This is a genomic window from Streptomyces sp. NPDC048255 (assembly GCF_040652415.1).
Classification (GTDB): Bacteria; Actinomycetota; Actinomycetes; order Streptomycetales; family Streptomycetaceae; genus Streptomyces.
In genome coordinates, this window is sequence record NZ_JBEZMA010000046.1 from 31,876 (window position 1) to 54,263 (window position 22,388).

The following is a 22,388-nucleotide window of genomic DNA, read 5'->3' on the forward strand; positions in this document are numbered from 1 at the left end:
TCACCGCTCCACGTCGAGGACACGGCGGCTACCCGGACGCCGCCCCGCGGGTGCCGCGCCGCGAGCACCGGGTGCCGACGACCGGCTACCGGCTACCGGCTACCGGCAACCGGCAACCGGCAACCGGCAACCAGCAACCAGCAACCGAGTGCCCGGAATCAGGCGAAGACCGCGAGGGACTTCGCCTTCCCGCCCTTGCTCTCCACGAGCCCGAGCAGCTGCCCCTGCGGCCCGTAGACCGCGACCGCCTTGCCGGGCTCGTACGCCTCCGGCATCTCGATCCGCACGCCGTTGGTGAGCAGCGAGGCCCGCCGGGCGTCCAGGTCCCAGCGCGGGAAGGCCGCGGCCGCCGCCTCGCCGATCGGCATGACGGTCAGCTCCTCCTGGAGCTGGTCCAGCGTCCGGGCCCGGTCGATCTTGTACGGGCCCACCCGGGTGCGCCGCAGCGCGGTCAGGTGCCCGCCGACGCCCAGGTCGGCGCCCAGGTCACGGGCCAGCGCGCGGATGTACGTACCGCTGGAGCAGACGACGGAGACGACGAGGTCGACGACCTTGGTGCCGTCCTCGGCCTCGGCCTCGCGCATGTCGTACACCTGGAACGAGGAGACGGTCACCGGCCGGGCCGGGATCTCGAAGTCCTCGCCGTCCCGGGCCCGCTTGTAGGAGCGCACGCCCTTGATCTTGATGGCGCTGACCTTGGACGGGACCTGCATGATCTCGCCCGACAGCTTGGCGATGCCCGCGTCCACGGCGTCCCGGGTGACCCCGGTGGCGTCCGTGGAGGAGGTGATCTCGCCTTCGGCGTCGTCCGTCAGGGTGTTCTGGCCCAGGCGGATCGTGCCGAGGTACTCCTTCTCCGTGAGCGCGAGGTGGCCGAGGAGCTTGGTGGCCTTCTCGACGCCCAGGACCAGCACGCCCGTCGCCATCGGGTCGAGCGTGCCGGCGTGGCCGACGCGGCGGGTCTTGGCGATCCCGCGCATCTTGGCGACCACGTCGTGCGAAGTGAAGCCGGACGGCTTGTCGACGATGACAAGGCCGTCCGGAGTCTTCCCTGCGTTGGTGCTCATTCCGCGGCTGCGTCCTCGTCGTCGTCGCCCGGCTTCTTGTACGGGTCGGCTTCGCCGGCGTACTGGGCGCCGGAGGAGACCTCACGCACCTGGGCGTCGGAGGTGCGCGCCTTTTCGAGGAGGTCCTCGATGGTCTTTGCGTTCTCCGGGAGGGCGTCCGCGACGAAGGTCAGGGTGGGCGTGAACTTGGTTCCCGCCGCCCGGCCGACCGCGGAGCGCAGTACGCCCTTGGCGCTCTCCAGGCCCGCTGCCGCGCTGGCCCGGTCCTCGTCGTCGCCGTAGACCGTGTAGAAGACCGTGGCCTCCCGCAGGTCGCCGGTGACCCGGGTGTCCGTGATGGTCACGTGCGTACCGAGGCGGGGGTCCTTGACACCACGCTGCAGCTTCTCGGCCACCACCTCCCGGATGAGGTCCGCCAGCTTCTTCGCCCGCGCATTGTCGGCCACTGGTCCGTCTCCTTCTTATGTCTTGCTATCAGTCTTCATCACCGTGGAGGCGCCGTCGTACGGACAGCAGCTCCACTTCCGGACGCGCCGCGACCAGCCGCTCGCAGCGGTCCAGTACGTCCGAGAGGAACCCCGCGTCCCCACTCACCAGAGCGACCCCTATACGGGCCCTCCGGTGCAGGTCCTGGTCACCCACTTCGGCCGCGCTCACGGAGAACTTGCGTTGGAGCTCGGCAACGATGGGCCGGACGACGGAGCGTTTCTCCTTCAGCGAGTGGACGTCGCCGAGGAGCAGATCGAAGGACAGAGTCCCCACGTACATGCAGTTCCGGATATCCCGCCGGTGCGGGTTCGGTGGCCTGCCGGGCCGTCGCCCGGAAGGATCACCCGGCGCTCGCGCGGCCGGGTCACCAGAACCGTACACGCAACGGCCGGGGCCGATCGACGGATATTCCGCCGACCGGCCCCGGTGTTACGAGTTACGACACGGTGCGAACCGCCTCGCGCTTACGCGCGGGGCTTCTCGCGCATCTCGTACGTCGCGATGACGTCGTCGATCTTGATGTCGTTGAAGGAACCGAGGTTGATACCGCCCTCGAAGCCTTCGCGGATCTCGGTGACGTCGTCCTTGAAGCGGCGCAGACCGGAGATGGTGAGGTTCTCCGCGATGACCTTGCCATCGCGGATGAGCCGCGCCTTGGTGTTGCGCTTGACCTCGCCGGACCGGATGAGGACACCGGCGATGTTGCCCAGCTTGGACGAGCGGAAGATCTCGCGGACCTCCGCCGTACCGAGCTCGACCTCTTCGTACTCCGGCTTGAGGAGACCCTTCAGGGCCGCCTCGATCTCCTCGATGGCCTGGTAGATCACCGAGTAGTAGCGGACGTCGACGCCCTCGCGGTCCGCCATCTGCGCGGCACGGCCGGCCGCACGGACGTTGTAACCGATGACGATGGCGTCGGAGCCCATCGCCAGCGAGATGTCGGACTCGGTGACCGCACCCACACCGCGGTGCAGGACCCGGATGTCGACCTCTTCACCGACGTCGAGCTGGAGCAGCGAGGACTCGAGAGCCTCGACCGCACCGGACGCGTCGCCCTTGATGATGAGGTTGAGTTCCTGGACCAGACCGGCCTTGAGCACGGAGTCGAGGTCCTCGAGGGACACACGACGGACGCGCTTGGCGAAGTTGGCGTTGCGCTCACGCGCAGCACGCTTCTCGGCGATCTGACGGGCCGTACGGTCCTCGTCGACGACGAGGAAGTTGTCGCCGGCGCCGGGGACGTTGGTGAGACCCAGGACCAGGACGGGGGTCGACGGACCCGCTTCCTCGACGTTGTTGCCCTTGTCGTCGAGCATGGCGCGCACTCGGCCGTAGGCGTCGCCCACGACCATCGTGTCGCCGACGCGGAGGGTACCGCGCTGGACGAGGACGGTGGCAACGGCACCGCGGCCGCGGTCGAGGTGGGACTCGATCGCAATACCCTGAGCGTCCTGCTCCGGGTTGGCGCGGAGGTCGAGCGAGGCGTCGGCGGTGAGGACGACGGCCTCCAGCAGGGAGTCGATGTGCAGACCCTGCTTGGCGGAGATGTCGACGAACATCGTGTCGCCGCCGTACTCCTCGGCGACCAGACCGAACTCGGTGAGCTGACCGCGCACCTTGACCGGGTCGGCACCTTCGACGTCGATCTTGTTGACCGCGACGACGATCGGGACGCCGGCGGCCTTGGCGTGGTTGAGCGCCTCGATCGTCTGCGGCATGACGCCGTCGTTGGCCGCGACCACGAGGATCGCGATGTCGGTCGACTTGGCACCACGGGCACGCATGGCGGTGAACGCCTCGTGACCCGGGGTGTCGATGAAGGTGATGCGACGCTCTTCGTCGTTGACCTCGGTGGAGACCTGGTACGCACCGATGTGCTGCGTGATGCCACCGGCCTCGCCCGCAACGACGTTCGTCTTGCGGATGGCGTCGAGCAGTCGGGTCTTACCGTGGTCGACGTGACCCATGACGGTCACGACCGGCGGACGCGGCATGAGGTATTCCTCGCCGCCCTCGTCCTCGCCGAACTCGATGTCGAAGCCCTCGAGGAGCTCGCGGTCCTCTTCCTCCGGGCTGACGATCTGGACGACGTAGTTCATCTCGCCGGCCAGCATCTCGAGCGTCTCGTCGGAGACGGACTGCGTGGCAGTGACCATCTCGCCGAGGTTCATCATCACGGCGACGAGCGACGCCGGGTTGGCGTTGATCTTCTCCGCGAAGTCGGTGAGGGAGGCACCGCGCGACAGGCGAACGGTCTCGCCCTGGCCGCGAGGCAGCATCACGCCGCCGACGGACGGGGCCTGCATGGCCTCGTACTCCTGGCGCCTCTGACGCTTGGACTTGCGACCACGACGGGCCGGACCACCGGGACGGCCGAACGCACCCTGCGTGCCACCACGGGCACCGGGACCGCCGGGACGTCCACCGAAGCCGGGACGACCGCCGCCGCCTGCACCGGCCGGACCGCCGCCGAAGCCGCCGCCACCGGGACGCGGGCCGCCGAAGCCGCCACCGCCACCGCCGGGACGCGAGCCCGGACCGGCCGGACGGCCGGCGAAGCCGCCGCCCGCGGGACGACCTGCGCCACCGGGACGCGGACCGCCCGCACCGGGACCACGGCCACCGGGGCCGCCACCGGGACGGGGACCGGGACCACCGGCAGCGGGACGCTGCGGCATCATGCCCGGGTTCGGACGGTTACCACCGGGGGCACCACCCGGACGCGGGGCGCCGCCCTGCGGACGGGGCATGCCGCCGGGGGTCGGACGACCAGCGCCCTGGCCCTGCGGACGCGGAGCGCCGCCGGGACCGCCCTGCGGACGGGGAGCACCCTGGCCGCCGCCGGCGCCGGGGGCACCGGGACGGGGAGCGCCGGCCGGACGGGGCGCCTGCGGGCGCGCCATGCCGGTGGAGCCACCAGAGGTGAAGGGGTTGTTGCCCGGACGGGGACCCGCCGGACGGGCGCCCTGGGGACGCGGTGCCTGGGCACCGGCCGGACGCTGGGCCTGGGCACCCGGGGTGGCGCCGGCCGGGCGCGGGGCGCCGGGACGGGCGCCGGACTGGCCGCCCTGCGCCGGACGCTGCTGCGCCGGACGGGGGCCGGGGGCCGCGGCGGCGGGACGCTCGGTGCGCGCCGGGGCGGCCGGGGCCGCCGGAGGCGCGGAGAACTCGGTCGCCACGGGAGCCGCCGGAGCGGGCTTCGGGGCGGCCGGAGCCTTCGGACCGGGACGCGGGCCGGATGCGGCCGGAGTCACCGGGGCGCTGACGGCCGGAGCCTCTGCGGCGGCCGGCTTGGGGGCCGGTGCGCCGGGCTTCGGGGCAGCAGGACGTGCCGCGGCGGCCGGGGAGGGCGCCGCGGGCTTGGCGGGCGCGGCCTTGCGGGGCGCGCCGGGCTTCGCAGCGGACTTGCCGGCGTTGCCGCCGGGCCCCTGCAGTGCGTCAGTCAACTTGCGTACAACCGGCGCCTCGATCGTCGAGGACGCCGAACGGACGAATTCACCGAGTTCTTGGAGCTTGGCCATGACGACCTTGCTCTCCACCCCGAACTCCTTGGCGAGTTCGTATACCCGGACCTTAGCCACTTCGCTCCTTTTAGGTCCGGGTTACGCCGGACCGTCGCTACTTCATGGGCGTACTCATCGCGTACTCATCGAGTGCTCATCGCAATCTCGACCTACTTCCAACTCGCGAGGTACCTGACCGCACGGATTTCCCGTGCCGTTCTCTTACTTCTTACGGTGTCGCCTCGGCCGTGACGGCCAGGGCTTTGCGCAGTTCCTCCGTGTCGAGCGGTCCGGCGGACCGGAGGGCCCGGGGGAACGCGCGGCGGCGGACCGCCTGGTCGAGGCAGACCACGGCAGGGTGCACGTAGGCACCCCGGCCGGGCAGCGTACCGCGCGCATCGGGGACGCATTCGTCCCCGATCGCCACGATGCGCAGCAGATCGCTCTTGGCCGCTCGCTCCCGGCACCCCACACAGGTGCGTTCGGGGCATGCGCGGGCTTGCGTCCGGCCAGACACGCCTAAGTCTACCTCCCCGCACCGACCTCTCCCCCGACAAGTTGCGGGCGAAAGATCGAACGGCTGTCGTGTTGTCTTGATCTGCTGTGTCACGGCCCGCCGCCGGGACCGGTTACGGTCGCGGCGGCACGGCAGTCGTGACTCCTGTCTACCGTCCGGTAAGCCCGGCCGGTAGCGGTTTATTCCCCGTCCCGGTCCGAAGGCTGCTCGGTGTCGGGACGGATGTCGATGCGCCAGCCGGTGAGCCGCGCGGCGAGGCGGGCGTTCTGGCCCTCCTTGCCGATGGCCAGCGACAGCTGGTAGTCGGGCACGGTCACCCGGGCGGAGCGGGTGTCCCAGTCGACGACCTCGACCTCGCTCACCCTGGCGGGTGACAGCGCGTTCGCGACCATCTCCGCCGGGTCGTCCGACCAGTCGACGATGTCGATCTTCTCGCCGTGCAGCTCGGCCATCACGTTGCGCACGCGGCTGCCCATCGGGCCGATGCAGGCGCCCTTCGGGTTGAGGCCCGAGCGGGTGGACCGTACGGCGATCTTGGTGCGGTGACCGGCCTCACGGGCGATCGCCGAGATCTCGACGCTGCCGTCGGCGATCTCGGGGACCTCCAGCGAGAAGAGCTTCTTCACCAGGTTGGGGTGGGTGCGCGAGAGGGTCACGGACGGACCGCGGACGCCCTTCGCCACCCGCACGACGTACGCCTTCAGGCGCAGGCCGTGCGTGTACTCCTCACCGGGGACCTGCTCCTGCACCGGCAGGATGGCCTCCAGCTTGCCGATGTCGACCAGGACGTTCTTGGGGTCCTTGCCCTGCTGGACGACGCCGGTGATGACGTCTCCCTCACGGCCCGCGAACTCGCCGAAGGTCAGGTCGTCCTCCGCGTCGCGCAGACGCTGGAGGATCACCTGCTTGGCGGTCGTCGCGGCGATCCGGCCGAAGTCCGACGGGGTGTCGTCGAACTCCTTGGGCTCCTGGCCCTCTTCGAGATCCCTCGGGTCTTCCGTCGCCCACACGACCACGTGACCGTTGGTGCGGTCCAGCTCTACGCGGGCGCGGCGGAAGCTCCCTTCGGTCCGGTGGTACGCGATGAGGAGGGCCGACTCGATCGCCTCGACGAGCAGGTCGAAGGAGATCTCCTTCTCCCGGACCAGACCCCGCAGGGCACTCATGTCGATGTCCACGGCTACGCCTCCTCTTCCTTCTTGTCCTTGCGGTTGAACTCGATCTCGACACGCGCCTTGGCGATGTCGGTGAATGCGATACGGCGGGCGGTCGCCTTGCGGCCCTTCACGCCCGGGACTTCGAGGTCGAGGCCCTCGTCGTCCACGCCGAGGATGCGGGCGATCAGTTCCCCGTCCTCGGCCAGCTGGAACTTCACGAGACGGCCCGTCGCCCGTACGTAGTGACGGTGCTCGGTCAGCGGGCGGTCGGCGCCCGGCGAGCTCACCTCGAGGACGTACTCGTCCTCACCCATGACGTCGGTCTCGTCGAGCAGGTCGGAGACCTCGCGACTCAGCTCGGCACACACGTCCAGCTCCACGCCCTCGTCGGAGTCCACGATGATGCGCAGCATCCGGCGCTTGCCCGCCTTGGACGTCTCGATCTCCTCGAGGTCCAGTCCCTTGGCGGCGACGAGCGGCTCCAGCAGTCCGCGCAGCCTGTCGCTCTGGGTGGTGCTCATCCGGGTGACTCCTCGGCCGCGTGTGCTGTTGTGGTTTTCCGTCGTGTGTCAGGTCAAAGGGTATCCGGTCGCGGAGGGTGTTGCCGTCCGCCCTCGGGGCGGGGCCCCGGGTACCGTGATCACACCCTGCCCCGCCATCACCCCCGAGGACGTCGCCGTGCCCTGGACTCTGCCATCGAGGCCCTCGCGCAGGAGCCTGCTCGCCGGCGCCGCCGGTGCGGCCGGCGCCGCGCTGCTCACCGGGTGCTCCGACGGGGATTCGCCCGGCTCCGGCACCGAATCCGCGGTTCCACTCGAACGGCGGATGCGGGAGGCGGCCGTCCGTGACAGTGCGCGCCTGCTGGAACGCTACGACGCCACCACCACCGCCCATCCGGCCCTGGCCCAGCGCCTCGCGCCGCTGCGCACGGCCGTCGCGGCGCACGCGGCGGCCCTGGCCTCCCCGGGCCCCGTCCCGGGCTCGCCCTCGGCCTCGCCCCCGGGTTCCCCCTCCCCCACCGGCGTGACCTCGGCCGGAGCGCCCGTGGCGAGTGCCGAGCCGGTGCCGCCGAAGCCGGCCGACGCCCTGAGCGCCCTCGCGGACGCAGAGCGGAGCCTGGCCGAGGCACGGACCATCGACCTGGCGGGCGCGCCCGGGGAGCTGGCCCGGATGCTGGCCTCGGTGGCCGCCTGCGGCGCCGTCCACGCGTACCTGCTGACCTCGACCCCCGGAGCCAAGCCGTGAAGCCCGAACCGCCCGCCGCCGCCGGCGGGGCCCTGGAAGCCGCGCAGGCCGCCCTCGCCGCGGAGCACGCGGCCGCGTACGGCTACGGGGTGATCGGCGCCCGGACCGACGCCGCCCGTACGACCGAGGCCCGCGAGGCCTACAGCGGCCACCTCGCCCGGCGGGACGCGCTCGCCCGGACCGTGCGGGAGCTGGGCGGTGCGCCCCGTCCGGCGGAGGCGGCGTACGCCCTGCCGTTCGAGGTGCGCACCCCCGCCGACGCCGCGCGGCTGGCCGCCGACATCGAGGACCGGGTGGCGGGCGCGTACTCCGATCTGGTGCGCGCGGCGGAGGGCCCGCTGCGCCGCATGGCGGCCGACGCGCTGAGCGCCTCGGCCGTGCGCGCGGCACGCTGGCGCGGTGTCGGCGTAGCCTTCCCTGGGCTCACGGAAAAGCGCTGAGGGCGGCACACGGAGTGTCCGGCCCTGTTCCGCCGGACACTCCCCAGGGGCCCCGCACAGCTGAAAGGGACCACGCACGCATGGCTTTCGAACCGCCGCAGCGGCTTGTACGGGCGCTCGGCGAGCTGCCGGAATCGGCGCAGGACGCGGACTGGCTGGGGCAGTTGCCCGGGCTCACCGAGGCAGCGCTGGCCCGGCGCGGGGTGGAGGCCCAGCGGGTGCAGGCCCCGGGCGGACGCAGCAGTCTGGTCGTCCTCGTCCGGTACGCCGACGGGACCCCGGCCGCGCTGAAGCTCGCGCCGCCGCACGCCCACCCGGAGCGGGAGCTGGCCGCGCTGGCCCACTGGGGCGGGTTCGGGGCCGTACGGGTCCTCGACAGCCGTCATCACGAGGAGGACGGGGCGCTGCTGCTGGAGCGGCTGCACCCGGAGGTCTCGCTGAGGTCGCTGCCGGAGGCGAAGGCGCTGCTGGAGGCCTGCGGGACGCTGCGCAGGCTGTGGGTGGCGCCGGCGGCCGGGCAGCGCTGGGAGACGGTGGCGCAGCGTACGGAGCGCCAGGCGAAGGCGCTGCGGGCGGCTCCGGCGGAGGTCCGGTCCCTGGCCGACGCGGCCCTCGCCTTCCGGGACGAGCTGGTGGCCGCGCCGCCGGAGGAGCTCCTGCTCCACGGGAACTTCCGGCAGGGCAAGGTGCTGGCGGGCGAGCGGGCGCCGTGGCTGACGGTGGGCCCGGACCCGCTGACCGGGGAGCGGGCGTACGACCTGGCCCGGCTGGTCCGGGACCGGCTGGAGGACCAGGTCGCCTCCTCGGCGGGGGCGGCGGGGGCCCGGCGCCGGGTCAACAAGCTGGCCGACGCCCTGGAGGTGGACCGGGAGCGGCTGCGGGGCTGGACGGTGTTCCGGGCCGTGGAGTCGGGGAACCGGGCGCTGGCCGCCGGGCGGCGCCGGGACGCGGAGCTGCTGCTGGAGTTCGCGGCCTGGCTGTAGGGGGTCTGGTCGATCAGGCCGGGCCGATCCGGCCTGATCGACCAGACACCCCCCGGGGCATACCGTAAGTACATACGGATGTCCGGCAGGGGGCCGTCATGGTCGAAGAACTGCTGACAGCGGTGATCGCCGCCGGTACGGGCGTCGCGCTCTACGTGGGCGCCGCCGCCCGGGTGGTGAAGCAGTACGAGCGGGGCCTGGTGTTCCGCTTCGGTCGGCTGCGCGATGAGATCCGGGGACCCGGCTTCACCGTGATCGTCCCGGTCGTGGACCGTCTTCACAAGGTCAACATGCAGATCGTGACGCTGCCGGTGCCGGCCCAGGAGGGCATCACCCGGGACAACGTCACGGTCCGGGTGGACGCCGTCGTGTACTTCAAGGTCGTCGACCCCGCGAACGCGATCGTGGCGGTGGAGGACTACCGCTTCGCCGTCTCGCAGATGGCGCAGACCTCGCTGCGGTCGATCATCGGCAAGTCCGACCTGGACGACCTGCTCTCCAACCGCGAGATGCTCAACCAGGGCCTGGAGCTGATGATCGACAGCCCGGCGGTGGGCTGGGGCGTGCAGATCGACCGGGTCGAGATCAAGGACGTGTCCCTGCCGGAGACCATGAAGCGGTCGATGGCCCGGCAGGCGGAGGCGGACCGCGAGCGCCGCGCCCGGGTGATCAACGCGGACGCGGAGCTGCAGGCCTCGCACAAGCTGGCGGAGGCGGCGGAGGTCATGGCGGACCAGCCCGCGGCGCTCCAGCTGCGCCTGCTCCAGACGGTGGTGGCGGTGGCCGCGGAGAAGAACTCCACCCTGGTCCTGCCGTTCCCGGTGGAGCTCCTGCGCTTCCTGGAACGCGCCGCGCCCGCGGCGCCGGCCGGGCACGAGGACCCGGCCACGGCCGGTCCGGCCACCGAGGGCCCCGGGCCGGCCGCGGTCGAGGACACGCCGGACGCCGGCCCGTCCCTGGACGCTCCGCCGCCGGACCCGGCGGGCCTGGCTCCGGGCGAGGCGCCGCCGGCCGCGCTGGGCGGCCCGGCCGACGGCCTGTACCTGGACGCTCCGCCGCCGCCCCCGCCGCCCCCGCCGGACCCGGACGGGCCTCGCGGGTAGGCCGCCGGGCGGAGCTCGTCCCCCACCCGCCCCGGGCTCTGCCCGGACCCGTTCCTCGGACGCCGGACGGGCTGGAGAACTACCGCGTCAGGCGGGCGAGGGCCTCCGACAGCGGGAGCTCCTCGCGGGTGCCCGAGGCGCGGTTCTGCAGCTCGACCACCGATTCCGCCGAACGGCGGCCCGCCACCAGGATCCACGGCACGCCGATCAGCTCCGCGTCCGTGAGCTTCACGCCCGGGGACAGCCCCGGCCGGTCGTCCAGCAGGACCCGCAGCCCCGCGGCGGCCAGGGCGTCGGCCGCCTCCTGGGCCAGTGCCAGCGGGACCGCCTTGCCCGCCGCCACCACGTGGACGTCGGCCGGGGCCACCGCCGCCGGCCAGCACAGCCCGCGCTCGTCGGCCGTCTGCTCGGCCAGCGCCGCCACCGCGCGCGAGACGCCGATGCCGTACGAGCCCATGGTCACGCGGACCGGCTTGCCCTCGCGGCCCAGCACGTCCAGCCCGAAGGCGTCCGCGTACTTGCGGCCCAGCTGGAAGATGTGCCCGATCTCGATGGCCCGGTCGAGCCGCAGGCCCGCACCGCAGGAGGGGCAGGGGTCGCCCGGCTCCACGACCACCACGTCCAGGTACTGGTCCACCTCGAAGTCGCGGCCGCAGACCACGTTGCGGGCATGGGTGTCCGCCCGGTTGGCCCCGGTGACCCAGGAGGTGCCGGGGGCGACGCGGGGGTCGGCCAGGTAGCGGACCTTCTCCAGGCCCTGCGGGCCCACGTAGCCCCGTACCAGGTCGGTGCGGCCCTCGAAGTCCTCCGCCGTCACCAGCTCCACGACCGCCGGCGCCAGGTGCTCGCCCAGCTTGCCGAGGTCCACCTCCCGGTCGCCCGGCACGCCGACGGCCACGATCTCGCCGTCCACCTTCACCAGGAGGTTCTTCAGGGTCGCCGAGGCGGGGACCCCCAGGTGGGCCGCCAGGGTCTCGATCGTCGGGGTGTCGGGGGTGTCCACCTCCTCCAGCGGCGGGTGCTCGCCCGCCACGGGGGTCAGCGCGAAGGTCACTGCCTCCGTGTTGGCCGCGTAGGAGCAGGAGGGGCAGTCCGCGAAGGTGTCCTCGCCGGCCGCCGCGGGCGCCAGGAACTCCTCCGAGGCCGAGCCGCCCATCGCGCCCGACACCGCGGACACGATCCGGTGGTCCAGCCCGAGCCGCTCGAAGATCCGGACGTACGCCTCGCGGTGCAGCCGGTACGACTCCTCGAGCCCCTCCTCGGACACGTCGAAGGAGTACGAGTCCTTCATCTGGAACTCGCGCCCGCGCAGCACGCCCGACCGGGGCCGTGCCTCGTCGCGGTACTTGGTCTGGATCTGGTACAGCATGACCGGCAGGTCCTTGTAGGACGTGCACTGGTCCTTCACCAGCAGGGTGAAGATCTCCTCGTGCGTCGGGCCGAGCAGGTAGTCCGCGCCCTTGCGGTCCCGGAGCCGGAACAGCAGGTCGCCGTACTCCGACCAGCGCCCGCTGACCTCGTACGGCTCCTTCGGCAGCAGCGCCGGCAGCAACACCTCCTGGGCGCCGATCCCGTCCATCTCCTCGCGGACGATGCGCGAGACGTTGTCCAGCACCCGCTTGCCCAGTGGCAGCCACGTCCACACCCCGGCCGAGCTGCGCCGGACGTAACCGGCGCGGACGAGGAGCCGGTGGCTGACGGTCTCCGCGTCGGCGGGGTCCTCGCGGAGGGTCTTGGCCATGAGACGGGACATGCGCTGCACGTGTTGCGTTGACATACCGGGAGGTTACCGGGGCCGCTCGGAGCCCCGGAACCGAATTCAGGGCCTTCGCAGCGGCAGCGGCGCGCCCATGACGGCGTACGGGAGGCTCGCACTCGGGAAGTGCACCCGGCGGGCGAGGTCCGTGTAACCGAGGGCCCGGTAGAGCCGGCGGGCCGGGCTGTCGGTGTCGATGGCGGAGAGGATCGAGCGCGGCTCCGCGGCGCTGTCGGTGATGCGGGTGATCAGGGCGCGGCCGACGCCGTGGCCCTGGAAGCCGGGGTGGACGTGGAGTTCGGTGATGACGAAGGAGCCGTCGAGCCAGCCCTCGTGGCCGTCGGCCCGCAGGTAGGGCTCGACGATGGTGGACCACCAGTAGCTCCGGTCGTTCGGCATCCCGTACACGAACCCGGTGAGCGCCCCGTCCTCGGTGAACGCCCCGAGCGCGCGGGCACCGCCGCAGGACATGTGGCGCTGGACGATGTAGCGCCGGATGCCGACCTCCTCCTCGCTGAGGCCGAAGGCGACCGCCTGCACGCGCAGGGCCTCGTCCACGCGGGCGGCGAGGTCGAGCGGGCCGATCTGGAGGCCGGCGGGGCGGACGGGGTCTTCGCCCCCGGGGATTGGCAGCATGCGGCGACCTTACTGCGGGGTAGGGGCGCTCGGGTATGGCGGCGGGATCTGGTGTCCGGTCAGAAGAGGACGCTCATGAAGGCGCCGACTTCGCGGAAGCCGACCCGCCGGTAGGCCGCCAGCGCGGCGGTGTTGTAGTCGTTGACGTAGAGGCTGACCACGGGCGCCACGTCCCGCAGGGCGTACGCGACGACGGCGGCCATCCCGCTCTCGGAGTGGCCCCGGCCGCGGAACTCGGGGTCGACCCACACGCCCTGGATCTGGCAGGCCCGTGCGGTGGCGGCGCCGATCTCCGCCTTGAAGACGACCTTGCCGTCCTCGACGCGGGCGAAGGAGCGGCCGCTGCCGACGAGCTCGGCGACCCGGGCCTGGTAGAGCAGCCCGCCGTCACCGGCCATCGGCGAGATGCCGACCTCCTCGGTGAACATGGCCACGCACGCGGGCATGATCAGGTCCATCTCGTCCTTGCGGATCCGGCGGACCAGCGGGTCGGCCCGGACCGTGGCGGACGGCTCCTCGATGATCATGAGCGGCTGGCGGGAGCGGACGTCGCGGGCCGGTCCCCAGCTGGGCTCCAGGAGCTGCCACAGCAGCCGGGTGGCGTCGGCGGGGCCGACGATGGAGGAGCAGCGGCGGCCGGTGCGGCGGGCCCGGTCGGCGAAGGCGCGCACGGCGTCGGGTCCGGCGCAGACGGGGACCAGGTTGGCGCCGGCGTAGCAGAGGGAGCGGAGCTCGCCGCCCGCGTACCAGCCCCACATCTCGCCGCCCAGGCGCCACGGGTCGAGTCCGGCGACCTGGACCCGGGAGGTGACGAAGGCGTTCGCCACCGGCTCGCGTCCGAGGACTTCGAGCGCGGCGTCGAGATCACTGGGCTCAAGGACCCGGGTGGTGGTCTGCGTCAACACTGGGGCCTCACCGTACAAGTCTGCTGGTCTCCGCACTGTACCCGGCGTCGCTGGAGGTTGCCGCGTCCCACGGATCACAAAAAAGGCCCGGCCCCGCCCCCCGGATGGGGGGACGGGGCCGGGCCGCACGGTCCCTGAGGACTCAGACTCCGATGGCGACGGTGGGCTCGCCGGACATCACGCCGTCCTTCTCCATCTGCTCGGCGATCTTCATCGCCTCTTCGATGAGGGTCTCCACGATCTTCGACTCCGGGACGGTCTTGATGACCTCGCCCTTCACGAAGATCTGGCCCTTGCCGTTGCCGGAGGCCACACCCAGGTCGGCCTCGCGGGCCTCGCCCGGGCCGTTGACGACGCAGCCCATGACCGCGACGCGCAGCGGGACCTCCATGCCCTCCAGGCCCGCCGTGACCTCCTCGGCCAGCTTGTACACGTCCACCTGGGCGCGGCCGCAGGACGGGCAGGAGACGATCTCCAGGCGGCGCGGCTTGAGGTTCAGCGACTCCAGGATCTGGATGCCGACCTTGATCTCCTCCACCGGCGGGGCGGAGAGGGAGACGCGGATGGTGTCGCCGATGCCCTCGGAGAGCAGCGCGCCGAAGGCGACGGCCGACTTGATGGTGCCCTGGAAGGCGGGGCCCGCCTCGGTGACACCCAGGTGCAGCGGGTAGTCGCAGGCGGCCGCGAGCTGGCGGTAGGCGTTGACCATCACGACCGGGTCGTTGTGCTTGACCGAGATCTTGATGTCGCTGAAGCCGTGCTCCTCGAAGAGGGAGGCCTCCCACAGCGCGGACTCGACCAGCGCCTCGGGGGTGGCCTTGCCGTACTTCTTCAGGAGCCGGGCGTCGAGCGAGCCCGCGTTCACGCCGATCCGGATCGGGGTGCCCGCGTCCTTGGCGGCCCGGGCGATCTCCTTGACCTTGTCGTCGAACTGCTTGATGTTGCCCGGGTTCACGCGGACAGCGGCGCATCCCGCGTCGATCGCGGCGAACACGTACTTGGGCTGGAAGTGGATGTCCGCGATCACCGGGATCTGCGACTTCTTCGCGATGACGGCGAGGGCGTCGGCGTCGTCCTGGGTCGGGCAGGCCACCCGGACGATGTTGCAGCCGGAGGCGGTGAGCTCTGCGATCTGCTGGAGCGTGGCGCCGATGTCGGAGGTACGGGTGGTGGTCATCGACTGCACCGAGATGGGTGCGTCGCCACCGACGGCCACGGAACCGACCTGGATCTTGCGGCTGACCCTGCGGTCGGCAAGCTTCGTCGGCACGGCCGGCATTCCGAGAGAGATGGCAGTCATCTGCTGTGCAACCCCAAGGTGTGGATCAAGGTCCCGAGATCGGCGGGCTCCAGGCTCCGAGATTACGCCAATCCCCGCCGCCCCCACGCATCCGGACGGGTGTGCCACCCGAACGTAGGGGGCCGGGCACGATGCGTGCCCGGCCCCTGAACGCGCGCAGTACGCCGGTCCGCGGCTAGGTGATCTTGATCGGGTTCACCACGTCCGCCACGAGGACGAGCAGGGTGAAACAGACGAAGACCCCGGCCACCACGTACGCGGCGGGCATCAGCTTCGCCACGTCGAACGGGCCCGGGTCGGCGCGCCGGAAGAGCCGTGCGACCTTGCGCCGGACCGACTCCCACAGGGCACCGGCGATGTGTCCGCCGTCCAGCGGCAGCAGCGGGAGCATGTTGAACAGGAACAGGGAGAGGTTGAACATGCCCAGGACGTTCAGCATGATCGACATCCGCTGCTCGGCCGGGATGTCCAGGGTGGCGATCTCCCCGTTGATCCGCGCCGCCCCGACGATGCCCATCGGGGAGTCGGGCTCCCTCTCGGCGCCGTTGAAGGCCGCGTTCCACAGGGCGGGGACCTTGGCGGGGAGCTGGATCAGCCCCTGCACGCTGTTGTCCACGATCTCGGCCATGTGGTCCACGGACTGCCCGAAGGACAGCGCGGCGATCTCGCTCCGGGGCGTGAAGCCGAGCCAGCCGGCCGTCACGTACTCGCCCTTGACGTACCCGCCGTGGCCGTCCGTCTTGGCGACCTGGTTGGGGATCAGGTTCACCGGGAGGACCAACTCCCGCCCGTCGCGCACGACGGTGACGGTGGCGGGGCCGACGGTGTCGCGGATCTTCTCCTGCAGGGCGCTCCAGTCGGCCACCCCGCGGCCGTTGAAGGCGACGATCCGGTCGTCCACCTGGAGTCCGGCCGCCTTGGCCGGGGCCGCCGGGTCGCCGTCCTTGCAGACCTCGCGGTTCTGGCTCTGCTTGATGACGCACGGCGAGACGGTCGCGACCTGGGTGGTCGTCTGGTTGATCCCGAAGGTCATCCACACGCCGAAGAAGATCGCCAGCGCGAGCACCAAGTTCATGAAGGGGCCGGCGAACATCACGATCACGCGCTTCCACGGCTTGCGCGTGTAGAAGAGCCGCGTCTCGTCGCCGGGCTGGAGCTCCTCGTACGCCGCCGAGCGCGCGTCCTCGATCATCGAGCGGAACGGCGAGGTCGAACGGGCGGTGACCTTGCCGTCCTCACCGGGCGGGAACATCCCGATCATGCGGATGTAGCCGCCCATCGGGATGGCCTTGATCCCGTACTCGGTGTCGCCCCGCTTCCGCGACCAGAGGGTCCGGCCGAAGCCCACCATGTACTGCGGTACCCGGATCCCGAAGAGTTTGGCCGTGGAGAGGTGGCCGAGCTCGTGCCAGGCGATGGAGAACAGCAGCCCGATCACGAAAATGACGACGCCGATCGCCGTCAGCAGTATCGTCATGCGCCCGCCTCCACGGCGGCGCGAGCCGCCATCTCCTGTGCCCGGGCCCTGGCCCAGGTCTCCGCTTCGAGGACGTCCGGAACGGTGAGGGAAGTTCCCGCGTCCGGCGTCCCGTGCTCATCGACCACGGCAGAGACCGTATCCATGATTGCTGTGAACGGCAGCCGACCGGCCAGGAACGCCTCTACGCACTCCTCGTTCGCCGCATTGAACACCGCCGGGGCCGTGCCGCCGAGAGTACCCACGTGCCGCGCCAGGTCCACCGCGGGGAAAGCCTCGGTGTCCAGCGGGAAGAACTCCCAGGTCGACGCCTTGGTCCAGTCGAAGGCAGGGGCCGCGTCCGGGATCCGCTCGGGCCAGCCGAGGCCGATCGCGATGGGGCCGCGCATGTCCGGCGGGGTGGCCTGGGCGAGGGTGGAGCCGTCGGTGAACTCCACCATGGAGTGCACGTAGGACTGCGGGTGGACCACGACCTCGATCTGGTCGAAGGGGATGTCGTAGAGCAGGTGGGCCTCGATGACCTCCAGCCCCTTGTTGACCAGGGTCGCCGAGTTGACGGTGATCACCGGGCCCATGGCCCAGGTGGGGTGGGCCAGGGCGTCCTGGACGGTGACCCCCGCGAGCTCGGCGCGGGTGCGGCCGCGGAAGGGCCCGCCGGAGGCGGTGACCACGAGCTTGCGCACATCGGCCCGGGTCCCGGCGGCGAGCGCCTGGAAGAGCGCCGCGTGCTCGGAGTCCACCGGGATGATCTGGCCGGGCTTCGCGAGCTCCTTGACCAGCGGGCCGCCGACGATCAGCGACTCCTTGTTGGCGAGGGCCAGGGTCCGGCCCGCCCTCAGGGCGGCGAGGGTGGGCGCGAGGCCGATGGAGCCGGTGATGCCGTTGAGGACGGTGTGGCACTCGGAGGCCGCGACCTGGGTCGCCGCGTCGGGACCGGCCAGGATCTCGGGCAGGGCCTCGGACGGGCCGTACTGGGCGCTCAGGGCCTCCTTCAGGGCCGGCACGACGTCCTCGCGGGCCACGGCCACGGTGTCGACCCGCAGCAGTCGGGCCTGCTCGGCCAACAGCCCGACCCGCCCGCCCGCCGCGGACAGCGCGGTCACCTTGAACCGGTCCGGGTGGCGCAGGGCGAGGTCGATGGCCTGGGTGCCGATGGACCCGGTGGACCCGAGGATGACGATGTCCCGGATGCCCGCCGACGCGTCGAAGAGGACGTGCGGATCGGCAAGGGGGGCTTGGCGGTCGCTCATGCCCCCATTGTTGCCGCAAGTCAGGAGCGGTTGGACACGGAGTCCCCGTGAACGACTCCGGCGAGCAGTTCGGGGAGCGTACCGGCGAACTCCGGCAGCGAGCGGGCGGCGCCCCACCAGGCGTCGGCGTCCGTGCCGAGGGCGTCGGCGAACAGCCGGTCCGCCTCGGCCCGGGCGGCGAGGACCGCCTGCGGCCGGTCGTGCCGGTCGGGGTGGTCCACGTCGCCCAGCCAGTGGTCCTCGTCCAGCGCCCAGGCGGCGGGGGCCTTGTGCCCGATCACGTCGGTGCCGGTGAGCAGGCCGCGGTCGAGGCAGTCGCGGACCCACCGGACGTCCTCGCGCAGGTCGCCCATGGCATTGGGCACGGCGAGGCTGGCCAGGGCCAGCTCGCGCTGCACGCCGCCGACGGGCTCCGGGGAGCCGGGGGCCAGCGCCTCGACGGCCCGGGCGAGGTCCTGGCCGTCCCCGTCCGGTGGCGGCCCGGCCGCGGGCACGGTCCCGGCCGCCACCGCGGCCGCCAGTTCGGGCAGGGTTCCGGAGAAGCCGGGGGCGTGCCGTTGCAGCTCGGCCCACAGCCGCGGGTCGTCGCCCAGCGCGGGCCGCAGCACCCGGTACAGCGCCGAGCGCATCCCGGCCCACTCGGCCAGGTTCCAGGCGAGCCGGCCGGTGCCGTGCGCCTGGCCGAGCAGCAGGGTCCGGTGGGCCGGGGCCACGGACGCCGCGAGCTCGTCGAAGGTGAGGGCGCCGGTCCGGACCGCGCGCACCGCGGGCCGGTGCCAGTGGGGGCCGTACGAGTCCTGCGCGCGCGTGTCGAGCAGCGCCAGGCAGACCCGCCGGTCCAGTCCGGCCACCAGCAGCAGGGCCTCGACCGAGCCGGGCGGCAGCGGGCAGCGGGCGTGCTCGCGGAGCAGGACCTCGGGGTCGAGCGCGTGCGGGAGGGCGAGCACGTCGAGCGGCACGCGGGGACGGCGGCTGCCGTGCCGCCGCAGCAGGGCGATCAGCTCCGCGCCGGTCAGCGGCGGAGTCCCCGGCCCGGCCTCGCGGCCCAGCTCGGCGCCGAGGGTGGCGAGCAGCGCGGGCGCGGGGCCGGGCCGGGCGGCGTACCGCGCGGGGCCGGGCAGGCCCGGCAGCGGGCGGCCGAGCACCTGCGGGTTGCGGGCGATGGTGCGGCGGTCCTCGTCGCTGCCGTGGCGCAGCAGCAGGGTGACGACGGGGGCCGGTAGGTACTCGTCGCGGCAGAGGTAGCGGCGGGTGGCCGCGTCGAGGCGGCCGAGCAGCCCTGTCGCGACGGTGTCCGGTGCGTGGCGCAGCAGCAGCGCCACGCACCAGGCCAGCCGCCTGCTCTCCCGGTCCGCGTCCACATGCATCCGATTCCCCGTCGCCGCGCGCCTACGCCTGTCCGGCGTGCGGCGATGATCGCAGGTCAGGGACGGTTCAGCGAAGGGGGCGGTGGACGTTTTTCCGGGTGGAGGGGCCGGGGGTGGCGTCGGCGATCCACGGGCCGTCGCCCGAGGGGTCGAGTACGCCTTCCTCCAGCCAGGTGTAGGTGCCGGACAGGACGCCCTGGACCACGGTGCGGTCGAGGTCGTCGGTGTTGGTCCAGAGCCGCCCGAAGAGCTCCTCGACGCGGATCCGGGACTGCCGGCAGAAGGCGTCGGCCAGCTGGTAGGCCTCGCGGCCGTGCTCGCCCTTGGCCCGCAGGTGCTCGGCGCGGACGCAGGCGGCGCTCATCGCGAAGAGTTCGGCGCCGATGTCGACGATCCGGCCGAGGAAGCCCTGTTTGGTCTCCATGCGGCCCTGCCAGCGCGACATGGCGTAGAAGGTGGACCGGGCCAGTTTGCGGGCGTTGCGCTCCACGTAGCGCAGGTGGGTGGCGAGGTCGGGGTGGCCGCCGGGGTGGAACTCCCGGTAGGTGCCGGGGACCTGTCCGGCTCCGGTGGCCAGTTTGGGCAGCCAGCGGGCGTAGAAGCCGGCCGCGCGGGCGCCCGCCTTCGCCTTGTCGCCCAGGGGCTTCTCGGGGTCGATGAGGTCGCCCGCGACCGACAGGTGGGCGTCGACGGCCTCGCGGGCGATCAGCAGGTGCATGATCTCCGTCGAGCCCTCGAAGATCCGGTTGATGCGCAGGTCGCGGAGCATCTGTTCGGCGGGGACGGCGCGCTCGCCGCGGGCCGCGAGGGACTCGGCGGTCTCGAAGCCGCGGCCGCCGCGGATCTGGACGAGTTCGTCGGCCATCAGGCAGGCCATCTCGGAGCCGTAGAGCTTGGCGAGGGCCGCTTCGATGCGGATGTCGTTGCGGTCCTCGTCGGCCATCTGGGAGGCGAGGTCGACGACGGCTTCGAGGGCGAAGGTGGTGGCGGCGATGAAGGAGATCTTGGCGCCGACCGCCTCGTGCCGCGCGACGGGCCGCCCCCACTGCTCGCGGACGCCCGACCACTCGCGGGCGATCTTCAGGCACCACTTCCCGGCGCCGACGCACATGGCGGGGAGCGAGAGCCGGCCGGTGTTGAGGGTGGTCAGGGCGATCTTCAGGCCGGCGCCCTCGGCGCCGATCCGCTGGCCGGCGGGGACCCTGACCTGGTGGAAGCGGGTGACGCCGTTCTCCAGGCCGCGCAGCCCCATGAAGGCGTTGCGGTGTTCGACGGTGATCCCCGGGGAGTCGGCCTCCACGACGAAGGCGGTGATCCCGCCCCGGTGGTTCTCGCTCCTGGGCACCCGGGCCATGACGACGAGGAGGTCGGCGACGACCCCGTTGGTGGTCCACAGCTTCACGCCGTCGAGGACGTACGCGTCGTCCCCGTCGGGAACGGCCGTGGTGGCCAGGCGCGCGGGGTCGGAGCCCACGTCCGGCTCGGTGAGCAGGAAGGCGCTGATGGCGGTGGTGGCGCAGCGGGGCAGGTAGGCGTCCTTCTGCTCCTGGGTGCCGAACATCTTCAGCGGCTGGGGCACGCCGATCGACTGGTGGGCGGAGAGCAGGGCGCCGATGGCGGGGCTGACGGAGCCGACGAGGGCGAGCGCCTTGTTGTAGTAGACCTGCGTGAGGCCGAGGCCCCCGTACTTGGGGTCGATCTTCATGCCGAGCGCACCGAGCTCCTTGAGCCCGCGCACGGTCTCGTCGGGGATCTTCGCCTCGCGCTCGATGCGGGCCCCGTCGATCGAGGTCTCGCAGAACTCCCGCAGCCGGGCCAGGAAGGCCTCGCCCCGCCGGACGTCCTCGTCGGCGGGGAGCGGATGGGGGTGGATCAGGTCGAGCCGGAACCGTCCCAGGAAGAGTTCCTTGGCGAAGCTGGGCTTGCGCCAGTCCTGTTCCCGGGCCGCTTCCGCGACCTGTCGTGCCTCGCGCTCGGTCACCTTGGGCTGCGTGCCGCTGGGCTGTACGGGCTGTGCGGGCTGTGTTGCGGACATGAGGGGGCTCACCTCGCCGCCGGAGTCGGTGGTACCGGCCTACCGGCCGGTGCTACCTGTGAGTCGTACCCGTTCTGGGCGACGGGGAAAAGGGGACGGCCGGAGCCCCCGCACAGTGCGTTACTCAGACCGTCTCTGACCTGCGATGTTGCTCTGACCTGCGCGGACGATTCGCGCATCTGGCCGAATCCTCCCTCACCCGTCCGCATCTTCCCGCTCACTCAGCCGAGCGTGTTCCCGTGGGAACACGGACGGGAACGCGGCCGGGAACAGCTGCGGAGGCCGGCGTCGTCGTCCAAGGCCGGAGACGTAGGTCGCTCGGCCTGGCGGACGTTGTCCAGCGGCCTCCAGGTCCTGCCGGACGTATCGGAGGCCGTCGGACCAGTGGTCTTCGGCCCCGGCAGGGACCGTGCCGTCAGGAAGGCGCTGAAAGCGCGCGTCCGGCTGCCACAGCACGCGTACGCACATTTCCGCGAACGGGGGCCACAGGACCGGCAGGGCGTCCGTCGTGGTCACCGTCCCTACCGCGTGGACGTCGCGCTGGCTACAGGCGGCGTCGAGGGCGGCGGCGACGAGCCGGACAGGGTCGCGCGCCGGATATCGGTAGCCCAGCTGATCGCAGTGGGGTCGGGCAGCGGCCGCACCTGCCCAGGCGCCGAACGGCGGCCGCCACTGCCGCACTTCGCCCTGCTCCAGGTGCCACACGAGGATGTCCTCTTGTGCGTGCAGACGCGGTGCTCGCGGCGGTCACCGCCGCCACAAACCCCACCCAGGGGCCGACACCGTCGCCTGCGTGCGCTCCTTCCAGTGCGTTTCGGCGCCGGCTGGGACGGCTCCGGTCCGGCTGTCCCGGCGGAACGCCTTGCCCGGGTGCCAGCGCACGACGACGCAGAAGTCCGCACCGGGTGGCCAGGCCTCCTCCGGTGCGTAGAGCACCTGACACCAGCCCAGCCCTTCAGGGAGCGTGCGGTACTCGATGCCGGCTCTCGTCGTGTACGTCGGGCCCAGCCCAAGGGCTTCGAGGTACCGCTCCATCAAGGCCACCCCGGCGCACCTGCTCTCGCGCCGGGTCTCTCGTAACGCCATAGCGTCTAGCCAGGCAGTCATCGGGCGGGCAACGGCAGAGCTGCCCGGAGGGGCGTGCGGTGAGCCCTCTGC

At 72.2% G+C, this 22,388-nt stretch carries 20 protein-coding genes; 4 read left to right on the plus strand and 16 right to left on the minus strand.

Features of this window, described 5'->3' with window-relative positions; genetic code table 11:
* Positions 1-158: 158 nt before the first annotated feature.
* The 7 genes from truB to rimP form a co-directional block, all read right to left on the minus strand.
* Positions 159-1,067, minus strand: a complete 909-nt coding sequence (gene truB, locus AB0D94_RS28240) for a tRNA pseudouridine(55) synthase TruB (protein ID WP_362057028.1) — start codon at positions 1,065-1,067, stop codon at positions 159-161.
* Complete coding sequence (gene rbfA, locus AB0D94_RS28245; RefSeq protein WP_362057031.1) at positions 1,064-1,513, minus strand: 30S ribosome-binding factor RbfA; 450 nt, start codon at positions 1,511-1,513, stop codon at positions 1,064-1,066. Before rbfA ends, truB begins: the two co-directional genes overlap by 4 nt.
* A gap of 28 nt (positions 1,514-1,541) precedes the next feature.
* The gene (locus AB0D94_RS28250) at positions 1,542-1,835 is read right to left on the minus strand and encodes a DUF503 domain-containing protein (RefSeq protein ID WP_030651158.1); all 294 of its coding nucleotides are present in this window, start codon (positions 1,833-1,835) and stop codon (positions 1,542-1,544) included.
* 185 nt (positions 1,836-2,020) lie between these two features.
* On the minus strand, positions 2,021-5,137 hold the full coding sequence (gene infB / locus AB0D94_RS28255) for a translation initiation factor IF-2 (RefSeq protein WP_362057035.1): 3,117 nt from the start codon (positions 5,135-5,137) through the stop codon (positions 2,021-2,023).
* Between the two features lie 151 nt (positions 5,138-5,288).
* Positions 5,289-5,576 carry a YlxR family protein gene (locus AB0D94_RS28260; protein WP_362057038.1) on the minus strand — a complete coding sequence of 96 codons (288 nt, stop codon included), beginning with the start codon at positions 5,574-5,576 and terminating at the stop codon, positions 5,289-5,291.
* A gap of 179 nt (positions 5,577-5,755) precedes the next feature.
* Complete coding sequence (gene nusA, locus AB0D94_RS28265) at positions 5,756-6,754, minus strand: transcription termination factor NusA (protein ID WP_362057041.1); 999 nt, start codon at positions 6,752-6,754, stop codon at positions 5,756-5,758.
* 2 nt (positions 6,755-6,756) lie between these two features.
* A complete protein-coding gene (rimP, locus tag AB0D94_RS28270) occupies positions 6,757-7,254 on the minus strand; it encodes a ribosome maturation factor RimP (protein ID WP_362057044.1) in 498 nt (165 codons plus the stop codon).
* Positions 7,255-7,411: 157 nt separating this feature from the next.
* On the opposite strand from rimP, the gene AB0D94_RS28275 reads away from it, so the two are divergent.
* The 4 genes from AB0D94_RS28275 (at position 7,412) to AB0D94_RS28290 (ending at position 10,504) form a co-directional block, all read left to right on the plus strand.
* Complete coding sequence (locus tag AB0D94_RS28275; protein WP_362057047.1) at positions 7,412-7,978, plus strand: hypothetical protein; 567 nt, start codon at positions 7,412-7,414, stop codon at positions 7,976-7,978.
* Positions 7,975-8,418, plus strand: a complete 444-nt coding sequence (locus AB0D94_RS28280) for a ferritin-like domain-containing protein (protein WP_362057050.1) — start codon at positions 7,975-7,977, stop codon at positions 8,416-8,418. The genes AB0D94_RS28275 and AB0D94_RS28280 overlap by 4 nt, the downstream gene beginning before the upstream one ends.
* 80 nt (positions 8,419-8,498) lie before the next feature.
* Positions 8,499-9,401: an aminoglycoside phosphotransferase family protein gene (locus tag AB0D94_RS28285; protein ID WP_362057052.1), complete on the plus strand. Its 903-nt coding sequence runs from the start codon at positions 8,499-8,501 to the stop codon at positions 9,399-9,401.
* Between the two features lie 98 nt (positions 9,402-9,499).
* Positions 9,500-10,504 carry an SPFH domain-containing protein gene (locus AB0D94_RS28290; RefSeq protein WP_362057055.1) on the plus strand — a complete coding sequence of 335 codons (1,005 nt, stop codon included), beginning with the start codon at positions 9,500-9,502 and terminating at the stop codon, positions 10,502-10,504.
* A 79-nt stretch (positions 10,505-10,583) separates the two neighbouring features.
* Here the strand turns inward: AB0D94_RS28290 and AB0D94_RS28295 are convergent, their stop codons facing one another.
* The 9 genes from AB0D94_RS28295 to AB0D94_RS28335 all read right to left on the minus strand — a co-directional run bounded on the left by AB0D94_RS28295 (position 10,584) and on the right by AB0D94_RS28335 (position 22,316).
* On the minus strand, positions 10,584-12,281 hold the full coding sequence (locus AB0D94_RS28295; RefSeq protein ID WP_362057058.1) for a proline--tRNA ligase: 1,698 nt from the start codon (positions 12,279-12,281) through the stop codon (positions 10,584-10,586).
* Positions 12,282-12,323: 42 nt separating this feature from the next.
* Positions 12,324-12,896, minus strand: a complete 573-nt coding sequence (locus tag AB0D94_RS28300; protein ID WP_362057061.1) for a GNAT family N-acetyltransferase — start codon at positions 12,894-12,896, stop codon at positions 12,324-12,326.
* Between the two features lie 59 nt (positions 12,897-12,955).
* On the minus strand, positions 12,956-13,801 hold the full coding sequence (locus AB0D94_RS28305; RefSeq protein WP_362057064.1) for a GNAT family N-acetyltransferase: 846 nt from the start codon (positions 13,799-13,801) through the stop codon (positions 12,956-12,958).
* A gap of 142 nt (positions 13,802-13,943) precedes the next feature.
* Positions 13,944-15,101: a flavodoxin-dependent (E)-4-hydroxy-3-methylbut-2-enyl-diphosphate synthase gene (gene ispG / locus AB0D94_RS28310; RefSeq protein WP_362057067.1), complete on the minus strand. Its 1,158-nt coding sequence runs from the start codon at positions 15,099-15,101 to the stop codon at positions 13,944-13,946.
* A gap of 175 nt (positions 15,102-15,276) precedes the next feature.
* The gene (locus tag AB0D94_RS28315) at positions 15,277-16,578 is read right to left on the minus strand and encodes a site-2 protease family protein (protein WP_362057070.1); all 1,302 of its coding nucleotides are present in this window, start codon (positions 16,576-16,578) and stop codon (positions 15,277-15,279) included.
* The gene (dxr, locus tag AB0D94_RS28320; protein ID WP_362057073.1) at positions 16,575-17,828 is read right to left on the minus strand and encodes a 1-deoxy-D-xylulose-5-phosphate reductoisomerase; all 1,254 of its coding nucleotides are present in this window, start codon (positions 17,826-17,828) and stop codon (positions 16,575-16,577) included. Before dxr ends, AB0D94_RS28315 begins: the two co-directional genes overlap by 4 nt.
* 20 nt (positions 17,829-17,848) lie before the next feature.
* Entirely contained in the window at positions 17,849-19,195 is a 1,347-nt protein-coding gene (locus AB0D94_RS28325; RefSeq protein ID WP_362057076.1) for a hypothetical protein, read from the minus strand.
* Between the two features lie 67 nt (positions 19,196-19,262).
* Positions 19,263-21,230, minus strand: a complete 1,968-nt coding sequence (locus AB0D94_RS28330; RefSeq protein ID WP_362057079.1) for an acyl-CoA dehydrogenase family protein — start codon at positions 21,228-21,230, stop codon at positions 19,263-19,265.
* Between the two features lie 747 nt (positions 21,231-21,977).
* Complete coding sequence (locus AB0D94_RS28335; RefSeq protein WP_362057082.1) at positions 21,978-22,316, minus strand: hypothetical protein; 339 nt, start codon at positions 22,314-22,316, stop codon at positions 21,978-21,980.
* Positions 22,317-22,388: the final 72 nt, after the last annotated feature.